The organism is Bacteroides mucinivorans (genome assembly GCF_034654355.2).
Lineage (GTDB): Bacteria > Bacteroidota > Bacteroidia > Bacteroidales > Bacteroidaceae > Bacteroides > Bacteroides nordii.
Window position 1 is genome coordinate 2,980,165 of record NZ_CP178179.1, and the last position, 16,234, is coordinate 2,996,398.

Consider the following 16,234-nt stretch of genomic DNA (forward strand, 5'->3'; position numbering starts at 1 on the left):
GCAAACAATGAAAATATTGTTTCTTATCTTTCATGGATTTGATGAAGCTAATGGTATCAGCAAGAAAATCCGTTATCAGGTGAAAGCATTACGCGAATGCGGCGCCGATGTACGTGTATGCTGGCTTGACGATGCCAATGGGAAGAAATACCGGATGATAGACGATACTGTACTACAAGACTATGGCTCAGGAATAAAAGGTAAAATTCTGAAACGAACGGGATTGAACTGTATTGCACAGTACGTACGTAAAAATGACATCCACCAGATTTATATCCGTAGTGACCACAACACTACTCCTTTTCTTATCAACCTACTTCGGAAGCTGAAAAAAATAGGATGTGGGATAGTGATGGAAATTCCAACTTATCCATATGATCAGGAATACAAGGGATTATCTTCCGGATACCAACGTGTTATATTTATGGACAAGTGTTTGCGCCGTTTTATGTCAATGTACATTGACCAAATAATAACTTTTTCAAATCATAGAACCATTTTCGGTCGCCCTACCATTCGTATAGCAAATGGAATAGATTTTGATGCAGTACCTCTGAAAACAGACTTACAACCGGAAGATGGCAAACTACATCTTATAGCCGTAGCAACAATCCATCCGTGGCATGGATTTGACCGCGCTATTCGTGGAATAGTAACACAGACTGCTCTCCTGCAAAATGTCGTATTACACATCGTAGGACAGGGTATTCCTACTATTATGGACGAATATCATCAACTGGTAACAGAGAATCACCTCGAAGAATCGGTTATATTTCATGGTCCTCTTTTCGGAAAAGCGCTTGACGACGTATTCGATCAATGCCAGTTAGGCATTGGTAGCCTGGCACGTCACCGAAGCGGGATCACCCACCTTCGTTCACTAAAAAACCGGGAATATGCGGCACGAGGAATCCCATTTGTTTACTCCGAAATTGACGACGATTTTGAAGAGATGCCATATATAATGAAAATTCCTGCTGATGAGTCACCACTGAATATACAGAAAGTAGTAGATTTCTACCACTCAGTGGCATTAACTCCAAAAGAAATACGGACATCAATACTCGAAAAATTATCGTGGAAAACACAAATGAAATATGTGATCGAAAGCCTATGAACCGAAAAATAAAATTGGCCTATTGTATTCCTGGACTTTATGCTTCGGGAGGGATGGAACGCGTATTAACATTAAAAGCCAACTATCTGGCAGAAAAACTGGGATATGACGTAACAATCATTCTTACAGAAGAAAAAGGGCGGAAATTGTATTATGAACTCTCCCCACTGGTGAAGGTGATAAATCTGGATATCAACTTTGATCGTATTGGAGGTGGAAATCTGGCTATGCGTCTATACAATTATTTCAATCGTCAACAACGCTACAAAAAGCGATTGCGTAAAACTCTTTATGAACTACGTTCCGATATTACTATATCTACATTACGACGGGAGATAAACTTCATTACCTCTATCCGGGACGGAAGCCGAAAAATAGGAGAATTTCATTTTAGCAGAGACAATTACCGGAACTTTAATGATATAAAAGCACCCGCGAGTATCCGAAAAGTAGCTGCTCGCATGTGGATGAATCAACTATTGGGTATACTGGAAAAACTGGAAAAGTTTGTTGTATTAACCAATGAGGACCGGGACAAATGGGTAGAACTAAACAATGTAATATGTATACACAATCCTTCCACTTTCCGTACTACCTGTACATCGGACTGTGAAGCCAAAAGAATACTCGCTATCGGCAGATATACCTACCAAAAAGGGTTTGACTTATTACTCCCAGCTTGGAAGAAAGTAAGTGAAAAACATCCGGATTGGCAACTTGTAATATACGGTGATGGGGAGAGAACTGAATACCGGAAACAAGCTGATGCACTGGGACTAACCCATGAGAACTGCCGGCTTGAAGGTACTACCCCAAAAGTAGCAGAAGAGATGGTAGCAAGTTCGGTATTTGTACTCTCATCACGCTATGAAGGAATGCCCATGGTATTGGGAGAGGCAATGGCATGCGGTATCCCCCCTGTATCATTTACTTGTCCGTGTGGCCCGCGAGATATTATTACCGACAGAGAAGACGGACTGCTGGTAGAAAACGGAAACATAGACCAACTTGCAGCGAAACTGGACTTCATCATCACCAATGAAGATGTACGCAAACAAATGGGAAAAAAGGCAGTAATCAATATACATCGTTTTGACCTCGAAAATATTATGCAAAAGTGGGATGAATTATTTAAAAGTATATTATCATGAATATAAAGCCATTGATTGATAAGATACAGTATAAGATACGCTATGGAAGTACGGTAGAGTGGTATAACTTTTGGTATATCGTGTTGCGACATCGGCAGAAAGTAGTTCCCCGGGTAGCTTCCATTGACGAAACAATACAAACAGTGATAGACAAGCATTGTTCAGTAAGTCGCTACGGTGACGGAGAAATGCTGCTTACCTGTGCAGATAAGGAAATCGGATTTCAAAAAGGAGATCAGTTACTGGCGGCACGACTCAAAGAGGTGCTGGTGAGCCATGAAGAAGGACACCTGGTATGTATATCGGATGTATTTTCAGATTTTTACCGATACAACCGTAAAGCGCGCCGATTCTGGAGAACTCACTTTTTTCTGTATGGTGCATGGTGGGACAAATATCTACAACCGAATCGGTTGTATTATAATACTTTTGTAACAAGACCTTACATGGATTTTGCCTCGAAAGAAGCATGTGGACGCTGGTTTAAAGCCATGCGAGGTATTTGGACTGACCGTAACGTAGTTTTTATAGAAGGCGAAAAGAGTCGTTTGGGAGTAGGCAACGATCTCTTTAGCGGAGCACGTAGTATTCGTCGTATTCTTTGTCCGCCTCATGATGCATTCAGCCGGTATGATGATATTCTGAATGAAGCGCTCAAGCTGGAAAAAGAGGTACTCTATCTTATTGCTTTAGGACCTACAGCGACCGTATTGGCATACGATCTGTTTAAAAACGGACGCCAAGCAATGGATATAGGACATGTAGACATTGAATACGAATGGTGGCGGATGGGCGCACAAAGGAAAGTAAAATTAGAACGTAAATACGTAAATGAAGCACCAGATGGTAGCCAGGTAGCGGATGCCGGAGAAGAATATCAGAAACAAATCATTGCTAAAATATGAAATTAGTATATTATCTGCCTTCTTTAGAAGCACCGGGAGGCTTGGAACGTATTATTACATTCAAAGCTGGCTATTTCGCGGAACAGGGAAATGATGTAACGATTCTAACTTCGGAACTTGGAGATCGTAAACCATACTTTCCGTTATCACCGAAGGTAAAACACATTGACCTGGGAATAGCTTTTGACTATCCATATAATCAGTCACACTTCACAAAACTATTAAAATATCCATTTCGTTATCGTTGTTTCCAAAAAAGATTCACCAAAACTTTGCGGAAACTCAGTCCAGACATCACCATATCAACTTTGAGGCGGGAACTGAATTTTATCAATAAAATAAATGACGGTAGTATTAAAATCGGAGAATTCCACGTTACCCGCCATGCCTATGGAGCCGAAACACTTGCAAGTGGAAATCCTGTTTTGAAATGGTTAAAGGTGCAATGGAATAAGAAATTTGTACACAACCTATCGCAACTGAAACAAGTTATATTACTGACACATGAAGAAGCAGGATTCTGGCCTGAACTTTCCAATATAAGTGTTATTCCTAATCCTATTATTACACCACTGAATAAGAAATCAGACGGAAAAGAAAAAAGTGTAATAGCCGTAGGACGATATGCGCCACAGAAAGGATTTGATAGATTGATAGACAGTTGGGCCCTTGTGATACGCGAACATCCGGACTGGATGTTACGCATTTATGGCGACGGCTTTTTGCGAACAGAATTGCAAACACAGATAGAACGTCTGGGACTAACAGAAAAATGCCAACTGGAACATACTGTGAACAACATTGCCGATAGATACAGCGAAAGTTCCATTTTTGTGCTCTCATCGCGATATGAAGGCTTTGGAATGGTTATAACAGAAGCAATGGGTTGCGGGGTTCCACCCGTATCATTTACATGTCCCTGCGGACCACGTGATATTATTAATGATGGAATAAATGGACTACTGGTAGAAGATGGTAACATTGAAGATATGGCAGAAAAAATAAGTTTTCTCATTGAAAATGTAGACAGACGCCTGCTAATGGGACAGCAGGCATATGAAGACGCTCAAAAATATAAGATGGAAAATATTGCAAAACAATGGGAAGAGTTATTCCAATCAATAACTAAAAAGGACGATGTATGAAATGGTATAATAAATACATACAAGTATATGAAAAACCAGTTTCCGAAATTCCGGCTCCTATTATAGAAGAAGTATGTCGGAAATTAGCAGAATTTCAAAGTAACGAACCATTGGCAAGCATAGTACTTATTGCCCACAATGAAGCAACTCATCTCCTGAGTTGCCTTTGGTCGCTTTGTGATAACCAGTTCAATTTCCCTATTGAAATAATAACCGTTAACAACAACTCAACAGATAATACAGAAGAGGTATTACAACAACTGGGAGCCCGCTATTATAATGAGTCACAAAAAGGCCCCGGATATGCACGACAGTGCGGACTGAATCACGCACGTGGAAAATTGCATCTCTGCATTGATGCCGATACACTTTACCCCCCTTATTATATAAAAACACATGTTGAGCAATTAATGAAACCGGGAATAATAGCTACATTTAGCTTATGGAGCTTTATGGCGGATAACAAACACTCACAAATCGGATTATGGTTCTATGAAAATCTACGAGATGTACATCTACATATTCAGGCTATCAAACGTCCAGAACTATGTGTAAGGGGAATGGCTTTTGGTTTTCATACGGAACCAGCCAGACTATTTGGTTTCAGAACAGATATTATTCGCGGAGAGGATGGATCACTGGCGTTAGCTATGAAATCACAAGGCAAGTTGGTATTCATTAGAAACCATAAAGCAAGGGTACTGACAAGTAATGGTACCATTAATGCAGATGGCTCACTTATGAACAGTTTCAAAATAAGGATGATCAAAGCATTAAAAGGTATAACAGGACTGTTCACTCCAAAAGATAATTACAAAGATGAAGATTCTAATTTGATAAAATAAAAGATCGGTAGTTCATGAAACAAAAATTTATTTATCTCATGTTGTCGGTTCTTTCCTTATTCGCAGTATCATGTATCAGGGAGGTAGACTTAACCAGAGGAAATTTAATAGAAGATAAGCCAATTTATCTTTATCCCTTTCAAAATGAAGAGGAAAATATCAAAACGGAAATTTTCATAAAAATAAAGCAGCCTTTGGTACGTAAAAGCTTAAATGCAGAAATTCCTCATTTGAAATATAACAAATCGTGGCTGTTTATGCTCACACAGGATGATTGTAAACAAGCAGCATTTTCTTGTACATGGGCAGCTATTAACGGAAAGCCTTTGACTAATAAATATTATTATAATGTAGGCCATCTTTTATGGAGTGACCTTCCGCCCGATATCTGGTATTTGGAAAAAACACTTGGAAGTACAGACGGAGCTGGCAATGAAATACGCTTTACTCCTACTACTACGCTCAATCCCGACCAAACATGGATGAATGAGAGAACAGAAATCTTCATGTACAATCCAAAGAACCATAATCGTTTTGGTATAAAAAAAGGCCTAGTATGGAACAACGTGCGCGAAATGCTGAATTATGGTTGGGGAATCGCCTTCCATAATCTTGTCGTAAACAATGAAAAAGACGTAAATGCATTGCTAGAACAATACCCTAATGCACAAGACAGTATATTGAAACACCTCAATGGCCGGGGCTGTAAAACACTGGCTGAACCGGATGGCAATAAGGCATATGTAACCGCAGCACTTGAATATCCTCCCATACAAACCATGGTAGCACAGGCAGGAACAGTCAAACTGTACCCTTTTAAAGTGGCAGACGATTTGCACAATGTGTTAATCGAACGCTGGTTTAACGATTCTCCCAACTACTTTAAACCCTTGATCGAGGAACAACTCCAAAAGCCTAAAGAAGAAAGAATGGCTATTTATATCGGAGTACACGGAACAGACTCCGGCTGGGTAAACTTCCTGCTTTGGCTCAATGACAATTATGGTAAAGACGGAGACGACTCCATGTGGTTCCCTTCTCAGGAAGAGTATTATGAATATAATTACTACCGTACTCATGGGGCCGCTCCGCAAATAGAAGTTATAGACGAAACGACCCTGAAACTAACCGTTGACCTACCAAGTGGACAATATTTCTACTACCCGTCTGTCACCATCAATCTAACAGGTCTGAAGAAACAGGATATTGTTTCTATCGAAACAGATAACGCCGTTAGTGGACTGTCATATGCTGACTTTGAAGATAAACTAATGTTAAACATAGACTGCCGGAAGTATCTGACAGAACATGCCACACATTTTGTAGAACAATACGAAAATGATAAAAGCAACGCTTCCAACAAAGCAGATGCCCTTTATTTTGTGAATATGCTTAAAGATTCACAGAAGAAAACAGAATTACTCAACAGAATAAAATAAAGATACTTACTATATGAATACTCTTTGGATTGAAATCATCTTTTGGATAGCCCTCTTCATCGTGTTCTACACGTATCTGGGCTATGGTATCGTTCTCTACCTGCTCGTAAAGTTGAAAGAGCTTTTTGTAAAACCAATAAAGCGAAAACTTCCCGAAGACGGTACACTGCCCGAAGTAACGCTGTTTATCACCGCTTTCAACGAAGAAGAAGTGGTGGACGAAAAGATGGAAAATTCTCTCGAACTGGACTATCCAGAGGATAAACTACACATCGTATGGGTGACAGATGGTAGTAATGACGGAACAAACGAACAGCTACGCACTCGTTGGGAAGGAAAAGCCACCGTACTGTTCCAATCCGAACGACAAGGAAAAACTGCTGCGATGAACCGGGGTATGAAGTTGATAAACACGCCTATTGTAGTGTTTACTGATGCCAATACGATGGTAAACCAGGAGGCTATCCGCGAAATCGTACTGGCGTTTGAGGATACACGCGTAGGCTGTGTGGCCGGAGAGAAACGAATTACCGTACAAACACGGGATGGTGCAGCTGCCGGAGGAGAAGGTATCTACTGGAAATACGAATCAACCCTGAAAGCCTTGGATGCACGATTGTACTCGGCCGTAGGAGCGGCTGGAGAACTGTTTGCCGTACGCCGGGAATTGTTTGAAGAGATGGAGCAGGATACATTACTGGACGACTTCATCCTCTCACTGCGTATTGCCATGCAAGGACATACAATCGCTTATTGTACAGAAGCATACGCTATCGAAAGCGGATCGGCAGATATGCACGAAGAAGAAAAACGAAAAGTACGCATTGCCGCCGGAGGTCTGCAATCTATCTGGAGACTGCGCCCGTTGCTGAATCCGTTCCGCTATGGGATACTGAGTTTCCAATATGTATCGCACCGGGTACTACGATGGTCGCTCACTCCCATACTGTTGTTTCTGTTATTGCCACTCAATGCGCTATTACTGTGTATGGGAGCTTCGTGTGAGATATACGGAACGATTCTGATTCTTCAGATATTGTTCTACATTCTGGGACTTTGGGGGTATTACCTGTCAACACGACAGATAAAAAACAAACTGCTGTTTATTCCTTATTATTTTCTTTTTATGAACGTCAATGTACTGAAGGGAATAGGATATCTGAGGAAAAAACGTGGAACCGGTGCGTGGGAAAAGGCTAAAAGAGGGAAATAAATCCTCATAAATCATAATTCAACATCCTCTCATAATTCATGAATCATAAACCATAAATCATAATACCATATGGACAGAACATTGCATGACGCGCAGAACGCCAAAAAAATACTGCAAATCACAGCTGATACAATGATACTGGTAGATCAGGATGGGACTTGCGTAGACATTGATACACACAGTAATCTTTGGTTTCTGCAGGAAGAGAAACTATTGGGAAAAAACATATTTGATTTATTACCTCTGTATACCCGTCAAAAGCTGGTCCCGATTTTCCGGCAGGTTATAGACAAACAAAAAAGTGTTAGCAAAAACTATAAATTAGAATTGCCAAAGGGAACGTATTACTTCAAATGTATCATGTATCCTTATGAGGATAAAGTACTTTGCCAATATCGGGATATCACGGCTCGAAGCAATGTGAAACTACAGCTGGAACGCACCAATCATGAATTAAGAGAGATTCAAAAGGCTGCCCAGATCGGACAATGGAAATACGTCAGTAAAGAACGGATGTTCTATTACTGGGGATACACAGGTATTCTTTGTAAAGAAGAGCAACGTTCTATTCCAATCGAACGTTACTATGAGATGATAGTTGAGGAAGACAGAAATCTCTTTGCCAAATGGCTGGAGAATAATGAAAAAGAAATTAATGAATATAACATAAACTACCGCATCAGCTATGATGGTGAGGTGTGTTATCTGAGAATACAAACGTATACCCGTGAGGAATTGCCCGACGGGACATTCTACATGGAAGGATATGTACAAAATGTGACAGACATACAACGCCACCGAAATGATATAAATACACTTACGCATGCTATCAACAATGCCAAAGAGAGTATCTTTGCCGCTCGGGAAGATGGTACGCTGATATTCGCCAACAGATTATTCAAAGAGAATCACGGAATACCAGAAGAAGATAAATTGAATCTGTATAAGATATACGAGTTGGCAGGTGATATAAACACGATCGAGGACTGGCAGCAGAGATATAAACAAATAAACGAAGGAGGTTGCTGCAACTTTATCGCATACCAGCCGATACCAGGTAACAAAAAGATATTAGCTTTTGAAGGAACAATGTATCATGTGACAAGTGACGAAGGAGAAAGTAGTTACTGGTCGTTCGCACATGATATCACAGAACGCCTGCACTACGAATCGCAGATAAAACGGCTGAACAGTATCATGGATACCACGATGGAGAATCTACCGGCAGGTATTGTGGTCAAAGATGTGAACAGCGATTTTTGCTATGTATACCGTAATCGGGAATCATACAACCGAAATATGAGTTTTGAGAATGAAACCACCGGAATGACTGATTTCGACTACTATCCTCAGGAAGTGGCCGAGCAGAAGCGAAAAGAAGATATGGAGGTTGCTGCCACCGGAAAATGCAAACACTGGGTGACGGAAGAAAAAGATAAGAATGGAAATCTGATTATCCTGGATAAACAGAAAATAAAGGTAGAGGGGAAAGATTTCTCACCGGTTGTCATCAGCATTGAATGGGACATCACGCAACTGGAACTGATGAAACGCGAATTGATGATTTCTAAAGAAAAAGCTGAAACATCGGATAATATGAAGTCAGCTTTTCTGGCAAACATGAGCCACGAAATACGTACCCCACTTAACGCCATCGTAGGATTCTCACGTCTCATAGCAGAAAGCGAAAATGCTGACGAAAGACAAGAGTACTATACCATTGTAGATGCCAATAATGAACGGTTACTTCAACTGATCAATGAGATACTGGATTTATCGAAAATAGAATCGGGCATTGTAGAATTTACTTGTGCCCCTGTAAGGCTGAATGGATTATGTAAGGAGATCCATGATGCACATGTATTTCGCACCCCGCAAGATGTACAACTACTCTACGAGCCTTCAAATGAAGCAATTATTATTGACTCCGACAAGAATCGTATCTTCCAGGTATTATCCAATCTGATAGGAAATGCCTTGAAATTTACAACAGAAGGAAGTATCAGTTATGGATACCGGCAAGAAGGAGAAAGGATAATCTTCCATGTGACGGATACAGGAACAGGTATCGTAGCAGATAAAGTGAACAAAGTATTTGAACGCTTTATGAAACTAAATAGTACGGCACAGGGAACGGGACTCGGACTTTCTATCTGCAAGACAATCATTGAACGGCTGGGCGGAGAGATCTCCGTAACCTCAGAAGTAGGGAAAGGAACAACATTCAGCTTTTGGCTACCTGCAAAAGTCAGTATGAAAACAGAACCACCCACACTGGAAAAAGCACCCTTATCTACAGGTACGGAAGATAACACAGTTACCGTAGAATCACAACCCGGCAATGCCGATAAAGGAACTGATAAACCAAGCATTCTCATCGCTGAAGACACGGACAGTAACTATGATCTGCTGAATGCAATACTGAAAAAGAATTATAATCTGACACGTGCACGAGATGGTATGGAAGTAGTTATGATGTTTGAAGAGGTAAAACCGGACCTGATATTAATGGATATCAAAATGCCTAATCTGAATGGATTGGAGGCTACAAAAATTATTCGCGAACTATCTCCGGACGTACCTATCATCATGCAAAGTGCATTTGCTTATGAGTATGACAGAAATGCCGCTACGGACGCAGGATGTACTGAGTTTATCTCAAAGCCGATAGCACAAGAGAAATTAAAAACAATTATAAAAAAATACTTAAAGAGTTGACAATTGACAGTTGACAATTGACAGTTACTATGTAGGGGGGAAACGTAACCAATTACTCGAGAGGAGGCTGCTCCATAATTACAATGACATATAAACGCACAGTGCAATCTTCTAAACAAATTGAGAAGGAAAAAAAATAATTACACCACAAAAGTTTCCCCAAAGTCCCCCCTCTCAGAAGAGATGAGTAGCACCGTCATACTGCATAGCAACTGTCAACCGTCAACTGTCAATTATCAACTGTCAACTGTCAATTAAACAATTATGGGAAAAAGAGCTGTATTCAAACTATTTTATTGCATATCAATTGTAATAACCTTTATATTGGCAGGTATAACACTGGCAGGAGCTTTCTCCGGTTACGTATCTCCGGATAAATACATCGGCTTTGCCTTTATAGGCCTTGCATTGCCGGTATTATTGCTGATAAATCTTATCGTACTTATCTATTGGGCCGCACGGCTCCGAATATGGCTGCTCATCCCCCTTATCGCCATCCTTGGCAACTGGGCATACTTGAACCGGATTATTCAGCTCTCTTCTCCGGATACAGCTAAAGCCCCACTCACCCTCGCCACCTACAACGTAGATGCTTTTAATGGAGATCAGACCGGATATTCCTGTAAAGAGATAGCCCGCTTCATGGAGGAACAAGGTGTAGATATCCTGTGCATGCAAGAGTTTGGCAGCAATCGCGAGTTCAATGAGGATAGCATAAAACAGGTTCTTTCTGCATGGCCCTACTATTCCATCCCTAAACCAACAGACGGAACGTCCATTTTGCAAGTAGCTCTGTTCAGCAAGTTTCCCATCCAGAATACTGTACTTATCACGCATCCGGACAGCAGAAATTGCAGTATGCAATGCGATATCAATGTGAATGGAAAAACAATCCGTATCTTCAATAACCATCTCCAGACAACAGAGGTGAGCAGTAACAAACGCATTTTAGAAAAAGAACTCGCCACAGAGAATACCACCGGTACCGAAAATGCAATTCATAAACTGGCAGCAGGGCTGGAAGAGAATTTTGTGAAACGTGCCGCTCAAGCAGCAGAACTGCATAGGATGATAACCGCTTCCCCCTACCCTACATTAGTATGCGGTGACTTCAACTCACTGCCTTCATCCTATACATATCGCACCATGAAAGGTGATAAACTAAAGGATGGCTTTCAAACCTGCGGACATGGATATATGTACACTTTCCGCTATTTCAAGAAACTGTTGAGGATTGACTATATCCTACACACAAAAGACTTTGAAGGGTTGGATTATTTCTCTCCGGAAGTGGATTATAGCGATCATAAACCAGTGGTGATGAGAATGGGATTCTGAGGAAAAAAACAATCTTTGAAATACAGGAAAAAAAAGAGGCTGTCTCGAAAATGAATGCACCCCAAAAGTTTTATCAGACTTTTGGGGTGCACTTTTAGTTATAAACCGATCTTTCTAATTATCGAACGTCAGGTTCTTATTTAGGAATTCCTACATATACATTATCAATCTGACAAGTAGTTGTAAGTCCGGTAGCATTATTACCAATATAGCGGAAACCAACATATATAGTCTGACCGATATATGATGCCAAGTCTACACTATACGAAGTAAACGCTTTGTCATTGGTTTTGTCCAAGTTATCCGGTGTAATGTCAACCCAAGTAGCAGAAGATATGTTTGATGGATCACCATTGAAATCAGTAGAAATCATCAACGTAAATACGTCACCTGCCAGATATCTATACTCAAAATCAAAGTTCAATACCATTTCTTTCTGCAGAATTAGTGCAGGGGTAATCAGCCATGCTTCTAACTCCCCATTATTAAAGGCTGTGATACTGGCATATCTGTTATTCTGGTACGATCTGTATTCCCAAGATTTTTCACCCTTCATCTTGCTGTTACACCAGCCATCCAGAGCAACATTATCATAATCTTTTCCTTTTTCAAAGTCTTCATTCACCAGGATATCGGGAATATCGCTTGGAAGAGTCACAATCCATGTGCTCTTATTGTTATCAACTACTGCACGTGCCTCTTTCACTACAGTTGATGTCACTGATACTTCACGAGCAATATGGATGTTATCCAGCTGAATGGTGGTAGTTTTTGTATCAAGAGCACCAGAGTATTTGAATGCAATATTGATAGCCTTTCCTTCATAAGAAGATAAATCTATCTCACCGGCAGGTCCCAATTTGCCATAAGCATTTGTTGGTTCCTTAGGGATGTTAAAGCTCTCCGTCACATCTTTCCAGGTAGTATATTTGGAAGTAACATCCGAACTTGAACCAGAAAAATCTTCAGAAATGAGAACCTGCAAACAATCTCCTTTATAATATCCGACGCAAACATCAAAGCTGAATTTATCACCTTTTACTACTGTGTATTTAGGAGTAATAAGCCATGCCTCAGTAGTTTCAGCATCACCATTAGCCATCTGGGTATATGCATTTCCACTATATATCTTATTAACCCAAGTCTTATCACCGGTGAAATAATTCATCCATCCCTGAATTTCAGTATTGGCTCCATTTACAAAATTTCTTTGGAAATCTTCATTAAACCCTACTTCATCAGAATAAGATGTTTTAAACAGATTGTATTTAATGGTAGCTTCCGAACCCTTTTCTGCCGTATAATAAGTGGAATTCATCCATTTTTCTATATTTACCTTAGCAGGAGCTGTAGGATTATCAGGATTGTCTTCACCATCAAGAAATCCACCTGTCGATGTGTAATCACCGGCGTAGGTCAATTCCAGTTTCAAAACGTTTCCTGGACTATATTCTTTCATTCCGTCAAATTCGGGTTCATGATTACATGAAACGAATACGAGCGCCAACGCTGCAGTTGCCAATAATATCTTTTTCATACTTGTTATATTCTTTATTATCATAAAATTAGAATCTAATCTTCATACCCATAGACCAAGTACGTCCGAAGCCATAGAACACAGTTGCATCTTTCCATCCGTGACCACCGGTTTTGGCACCATTGTCTGTAGCATCAGTAATATACTGTTCATTTAGCAAATTGTTGCAATTAGCAGTCCAGGTTGCATCAATACCAGCAATCTTAAACTTATAGCTAACACCTGCATCAAAAGTAAAAGAAGAAGGTATGCGCCATGGTTGTGCTACATCTACCGGATCTCCATTCAAAGTACTGGTGGTAATCAGACCCGCAATATCATATTCAGAGTAGTTGCGACCATTAAATAATCCACCGACAAAAACACGAAGACCTTTCAGTATCTCATAATTTACATCCAAAGACGCTGTTGTCTGGGCAGCATTACCAATCTTAACGCCTTTTGTATTCATAAGCAACCGTGCATGTTCTTCCGAACCAGGAGTTACAGGTTTCATACTTTTGTCAACAGCTTGTCCTTGCCCGTCATACATATATCCGAGTACATTGTCTTTTGTCATCGTCCAATCACCGAAAGAGAACATACCATTGATTGTCAACGAACGAACAGGACGCAAAATGAAGTCCAGTTCAATACCCTGATGCAATTCTCCCACACCATTCAAGTATACGTAAGAACTTTCTTGCGATACCGACAAGCGTTTTTGGATAGTACGGTCATCCCAAGTTGTACGATAAAGATTCAAATTGGCAGAGAAAATAGGAGATACGAATCCATAACCTAATTCAAAAGAAAATACACCTTCATTCTTACAATTAGGATTGAGCGCATTACTTGTTTGAGAGTTAAGGAAGATACCACCCGAGAAATATGGAGTACGAGAATAGTAACCTACATTGGCAAATACGTTATGGTGACTATCAATATTATAGTTTACACCACCTTTGACTCCATAGCCAACTTTAGTTTTCGTTGCAGACTTTTCATTATCTGTATAGAAATAACCTTTACGCCAGTTTGAAGCTGCATTCACATTTCCGGATACGATAACAGAAAGCTTGTCCTGAGAATACTCAGCCTGACCAAATGCACCATATTGTGCAATATAGCTATCAAAATTACGATAAACAACATCACCTACACCCAGACGTTCATTCTGCCAAGCTGTATCATCCTTTTTATATCCTACATTTTTTCTGTCAGGATCGACAATAAAATCTCCTCCCATCAAATCTACAATTTCAGCTTTGTGACCTCCATTGTAGTAGCGAAGATCGATACCACCCTGCAAATTCAGATAATCGTTTACCTGGTTGGTATAAGTAGATAGAAGTCCGTACCAAAGATGGGTATTCATATTTTTGGCCAAAGCTACTTTGCTACCATTGTCAGAAGCTGCATTTTGTTCCATTATAGCAGCATAATCCATCGTTCCGTCTATTCTACGATAGGTTGTATTAGGAATACCGGATGTTGCTCCATACAAACTACCTGTGTTACCTACACCTCTATATCCAAAACCGTCGCCAATAGACATGTATACAGAAGAAGAAAGGCTTGACTTACGGTCGATATCCCATACATGATTCAAAGAAATCTGTGGCTTGTGATAAGAGTTATAACTGGTACCGGTCATACCTTTGCCATTAATATCATATCCGAAAGCGGCATTATAACGATAACCTAAACCTTTGTTTACTTTCTTTTGCTTGTCCCATTCTTCGATGGTCAACTCATCATAACGTTTATTATGAGTCTGAGGTGCACCGGTTGCAGTCAATGACAAAGAGTGGCTGTCCCCAATACGCTTGGATATATTAACAAACCAGGAGTATGCCTCAAATTCACATCCCTGAATGTATCCATCACCCCATGTTTTAGAACCTAAAACAGAAAAAGCCCAGCCGTCTTTTGTCAATCCGGAAGAAAGGCTGAACAATACTTTGTTATATCCATCATTACCAACACCATAGGATAGCGTACCACCTTTTTGTGCGTCAGTAGAATTCGTTATAACATTGATAGAACCACCTACAGACGGAGAAGAAAGCTTGGATGCACCCAATCCTCTTTGCACCTGCATAGAACGTGTTACATCTGACAAACCTGCCCAGTTGGACCAATAGATACCGCCCCATTCCATATCATTCATAGGGACACCATTAATCATCACTCCCACATTGGAAGTACCGAAACCACGTACAGTCACGCGGGATTCACCAAAACCACCGTTATCTTTGGAAGCATATACACCCGGAGTAGATTTCAATATTTCCGGAAACTCTTGTGTACCCAACTTCTCTGAGATAAATACCGGATCAACAGTAGATACTGCCACCGGAGTTTTACGTGAAATGGCAATAGATGAAGTAATTGTTACGTCATTCAACATCACAGCTTCCTGTTCTAACTTTACAATACCTAAATCCACAGAAGATCCCTTCTGTATTACTTTCTTTTTCAGGTCTTTGAAACCAACATACTTAAATAGTAATGTTGCATTGGGAGCGATACTTAAGGCAAATTTACCATCAAGATCGGTAACAGTTCCTTGTGAAGTACCTTCCGCCATAACGGCTGCGCCAATCAATGGGTCACCGGTTTCAGCATCAACAACTTGACCTTTCACTGTAGTCTGGGCAAAGGCAGTAGCAGCAGAGCAAACTGTCAGTATTGCAACCAGCAGGAAATGAATTAGATGTCTTCTCATAAATTCTGTTTGTTAGTTAATAGAATTTGTTAATTAATAAATGTTTTGAAGTGCAAATATAATTAATAAGATTTAAAACCACATTACATTTTCATGTCGATTTTTAAGAGTAACAA

General features: G+C 40.2%; 11 protein-coding genes. 9 read left to right on the forward strand and 2 right to left on the reverse strand.

Annotated features, from left to right (window positions below):
• Positions 1–7 precede the first annotated feature (7 nt).
• The 9 genes from VCM39_RS11190 to VCM39_RS11230 all read left to right on the forward strand — a co-directional run bounded on the left by VCM39_RS11190 (position 8) and on the right by VCM39_RS11230 (position 11,871).
• Positions 8–1,117 carry a glycosyltransferase family 4 protein gene (locus VCM39_RS11190; RefSeq protein WP_289291782.1) on the forward strand — a complete coding sequence of 370 codons (1,110 nt, stop codon included), beginning with the start codon at positions 8–10 and terminating at the stop codon, positions 1,115–1,117.
• Positions 1,114–2,268, forward strand: coding sequence for a glycosyltransferase family 4 protein (locus VCM39_RS11195; protein WP_221650024.1), 1,155 nt, complete (start codon positions 1,114–1,116; stop codon positions 2,266–2,268). The genes VCM39_RS11190 and VCM39_RS11195 overlap by 4 nt, the downstream gene beginning before the upstream one ends.
• Positions 2,265–3,173, forward strand: a complete 909-nt coding sequence (locus tag VCM39_RS11200; protein ID WP_221650025.1) for an SP_1767 family glycosyltransferase — start codon at positions 2,265–2,267, stop codon at positions 3,171–3,173. The genes VCM39_RS11195 and VCM39_RS11200 overlap by 4 nt, the downstream gene beginning before the upstream one ends.
• Positions 3,170–4,318 carry a glycosyltransferase family 4 protein gene (locus VCM39_RS11205; protein WP_322932660.1) on the forward strand — a complete coding sequence of 383 codons (1,149 nt, stop codon included), beginning with the start codon at positions 3,170–3,172 and terminating at the stop codon, positions 4,316–4,318. The genes VCM39_RS11200 and VCM39_RS11205 overlap by 4 nt, the downstream gene beginning before the upstream one ends.
• Complete coding sequence (locus VCM39_RS11210; protein ID WP_221650027.1) at positions 4,315–5,163, forward strand: glycosyltransferase family 2 protein; 849 nt, start codon at positions 4,315–4,317, stop codon at positions 5,161–5,163. The genes VCM39_RS11205 and VCM39_RS11210 overlap by 4 nt, the downstream gene beginning before the upstream one ends.
• Before the next feature lie 14 nt (positions 5,164–5,177).
• Positions 5,178–6,602 (forward strand): hypothetical protein, encoded by a 1,425-nt coding sequence (locus tag VCM39_RS11215; protein ID WP_221650028.1) that lies wholly within the window; start codon positions 5,178–5,180, stop codon positions 6,600–6,602.
• A 13-nt stretch (positions 6,603–6,615) separates the two neighbouring features.
• Positions 6,616–7,815: a glycosyltransferase family 2 protein gene (locus VCM39_RS11220; RefSeq protein ID WP_322932659.1), complete on the forward strand. Its 1,200-nt coding sequence runs from the start codon at positions 6,616–6,618 to the stop codon at positions 7,813–7,815.
• Positions 7,816–7,884: 69 nt separating this feature from the next.
• Positions 7,885–10,533 carry an ATP-binding protein gene (locus tag VCM39_RS11225; RefSeq protein ID WP_322932658.1) on the forward strand — a complete coding sequence of 883 codons (2,649 nt, stop codon included), beginning with the start codon at positions 7,885–7,887 and terminating at the stop codon, positions 10,531–10,533.
• Positions 10,534–10,797: 264 nt separating this feature from the next.
• A complete protein-coding gene (locus VCM39_RS11230) occupies positions 10,798–11,871 on the forward strand; it encodes an endonuclease/exonuclease/phosphatase family protein (protein ID WP_322932657.1) in 1,074 nt (357 codons plus the stop codon).
• A gap of 136 nt (positions 11,872–12,007) precedes the next feature.
• On the opposite strand, the gene VCM39_RS11235 is transcribed toward VCM39_RS11230, so the two are convergent.
• Together VCM39_RS11235 and VCM39_RS11240 are read right to left on the reverse strand one after the other, a co-directional pair.
• Positions 12,008–13,408 (reverse strand): choice-of-anchor J domain-containing protein, encoded by a 1,401-nt coding sequence (locus VCM39_RS11235; protein ID WP_322932656.1) that lies wholly within the window; start codon positions 13,406–13,408, stop codon positions 12,008–12,010.
• A 28-nt stretch (positions 13,409–13,436) separates the two neighbouring features.
• Positions 13,437–16,118 carry a TonB-dependent receptor gene (locus VCM39_RS11240; protein WP_322932655.1) on the reverse strand — a complete coding sequence of 894 codons (2,682 nt, stop codon included), beginning with the start codon at positions 16,116–16,118 and terminating at the stop codon, positions 13,437–13,439.
• Positions 16,119–16,234 lie beyond the last annotated feature (116 nt).

Coding starts and splice junctions, on each gene's coding strand:
- VCM39_RS11190 (WP_289291782.1), top strand. CDS start 8: ATGAAAATATTGTTTCTTATCTTTCATGGATTTGATGAAGCTAATGGT.
- VCM39_RS11195 (WP_221650024.1), top strand. CDS start 1,114: ATGAACCGAAAAATAAAATTGGCCTATTGTATTCCTGGACTTTATGCT.
- VCM39_RS11200 (WP_221650025.1), top strand. CDS start 2,265: ATGAATATAAAGCCATTGATTGATAAGATACAGTATAAGATACGCTAT.
- VCM39_RS11205 (WP_322932660.1), top strand. CDS start 3,170: ATGAAATTAGTATATTATCTGCCTTCTTTAGAAGCACCGGGAGGCTTG.
- VCM39_RS11210 (WP_221650027.1), top strand. CDS start 4,315: ATGAAATGGTATAATAAATACATACAAGTATATGAAAAACCAGTTTCC.
- VCM39_RS11215 (WP_221650028.1), top strand. CDS start 5,178: ATGAAACAAAAATTTATTTATCTCATGTTGTCGGTTCTTTCCTTATTC.
- VCM39_RS11220 (WP_322932659.1), top strand. CDS start 6,616: ATGAATACTCTTTGGATTGAAATCATCTTTTGGATAGCCCTCTTCATC.
- VCM39_RS11225 (WP_322932658.1), top strand. CDS start 7,885: ATGGACAGAACATTGCATGACGCGCAGAACGCCAAAAAAATACTGCAA.
- VCM39_RS11230 (WP_322932657.1), top strand. CDS start 10,798: ATGGGAAAAAGAGCTGTATTCAAACTATTTTATTGCATATCAATTGTA.
- VCM39_RS11235 (WP_322932656.1), bottom strand. CDS start 13,408: ATGAAAAAGATATTATTGGCAACTGCAGCGTTGGCGCTCGTATTCGTT.
- VCM39_RS11240 (WP_322932655.1), bottom strand. CDS start 16,118: ATGAGAAGACATCTAATTCATTTCCTGCTGGTTGCAATACTGACAGTT.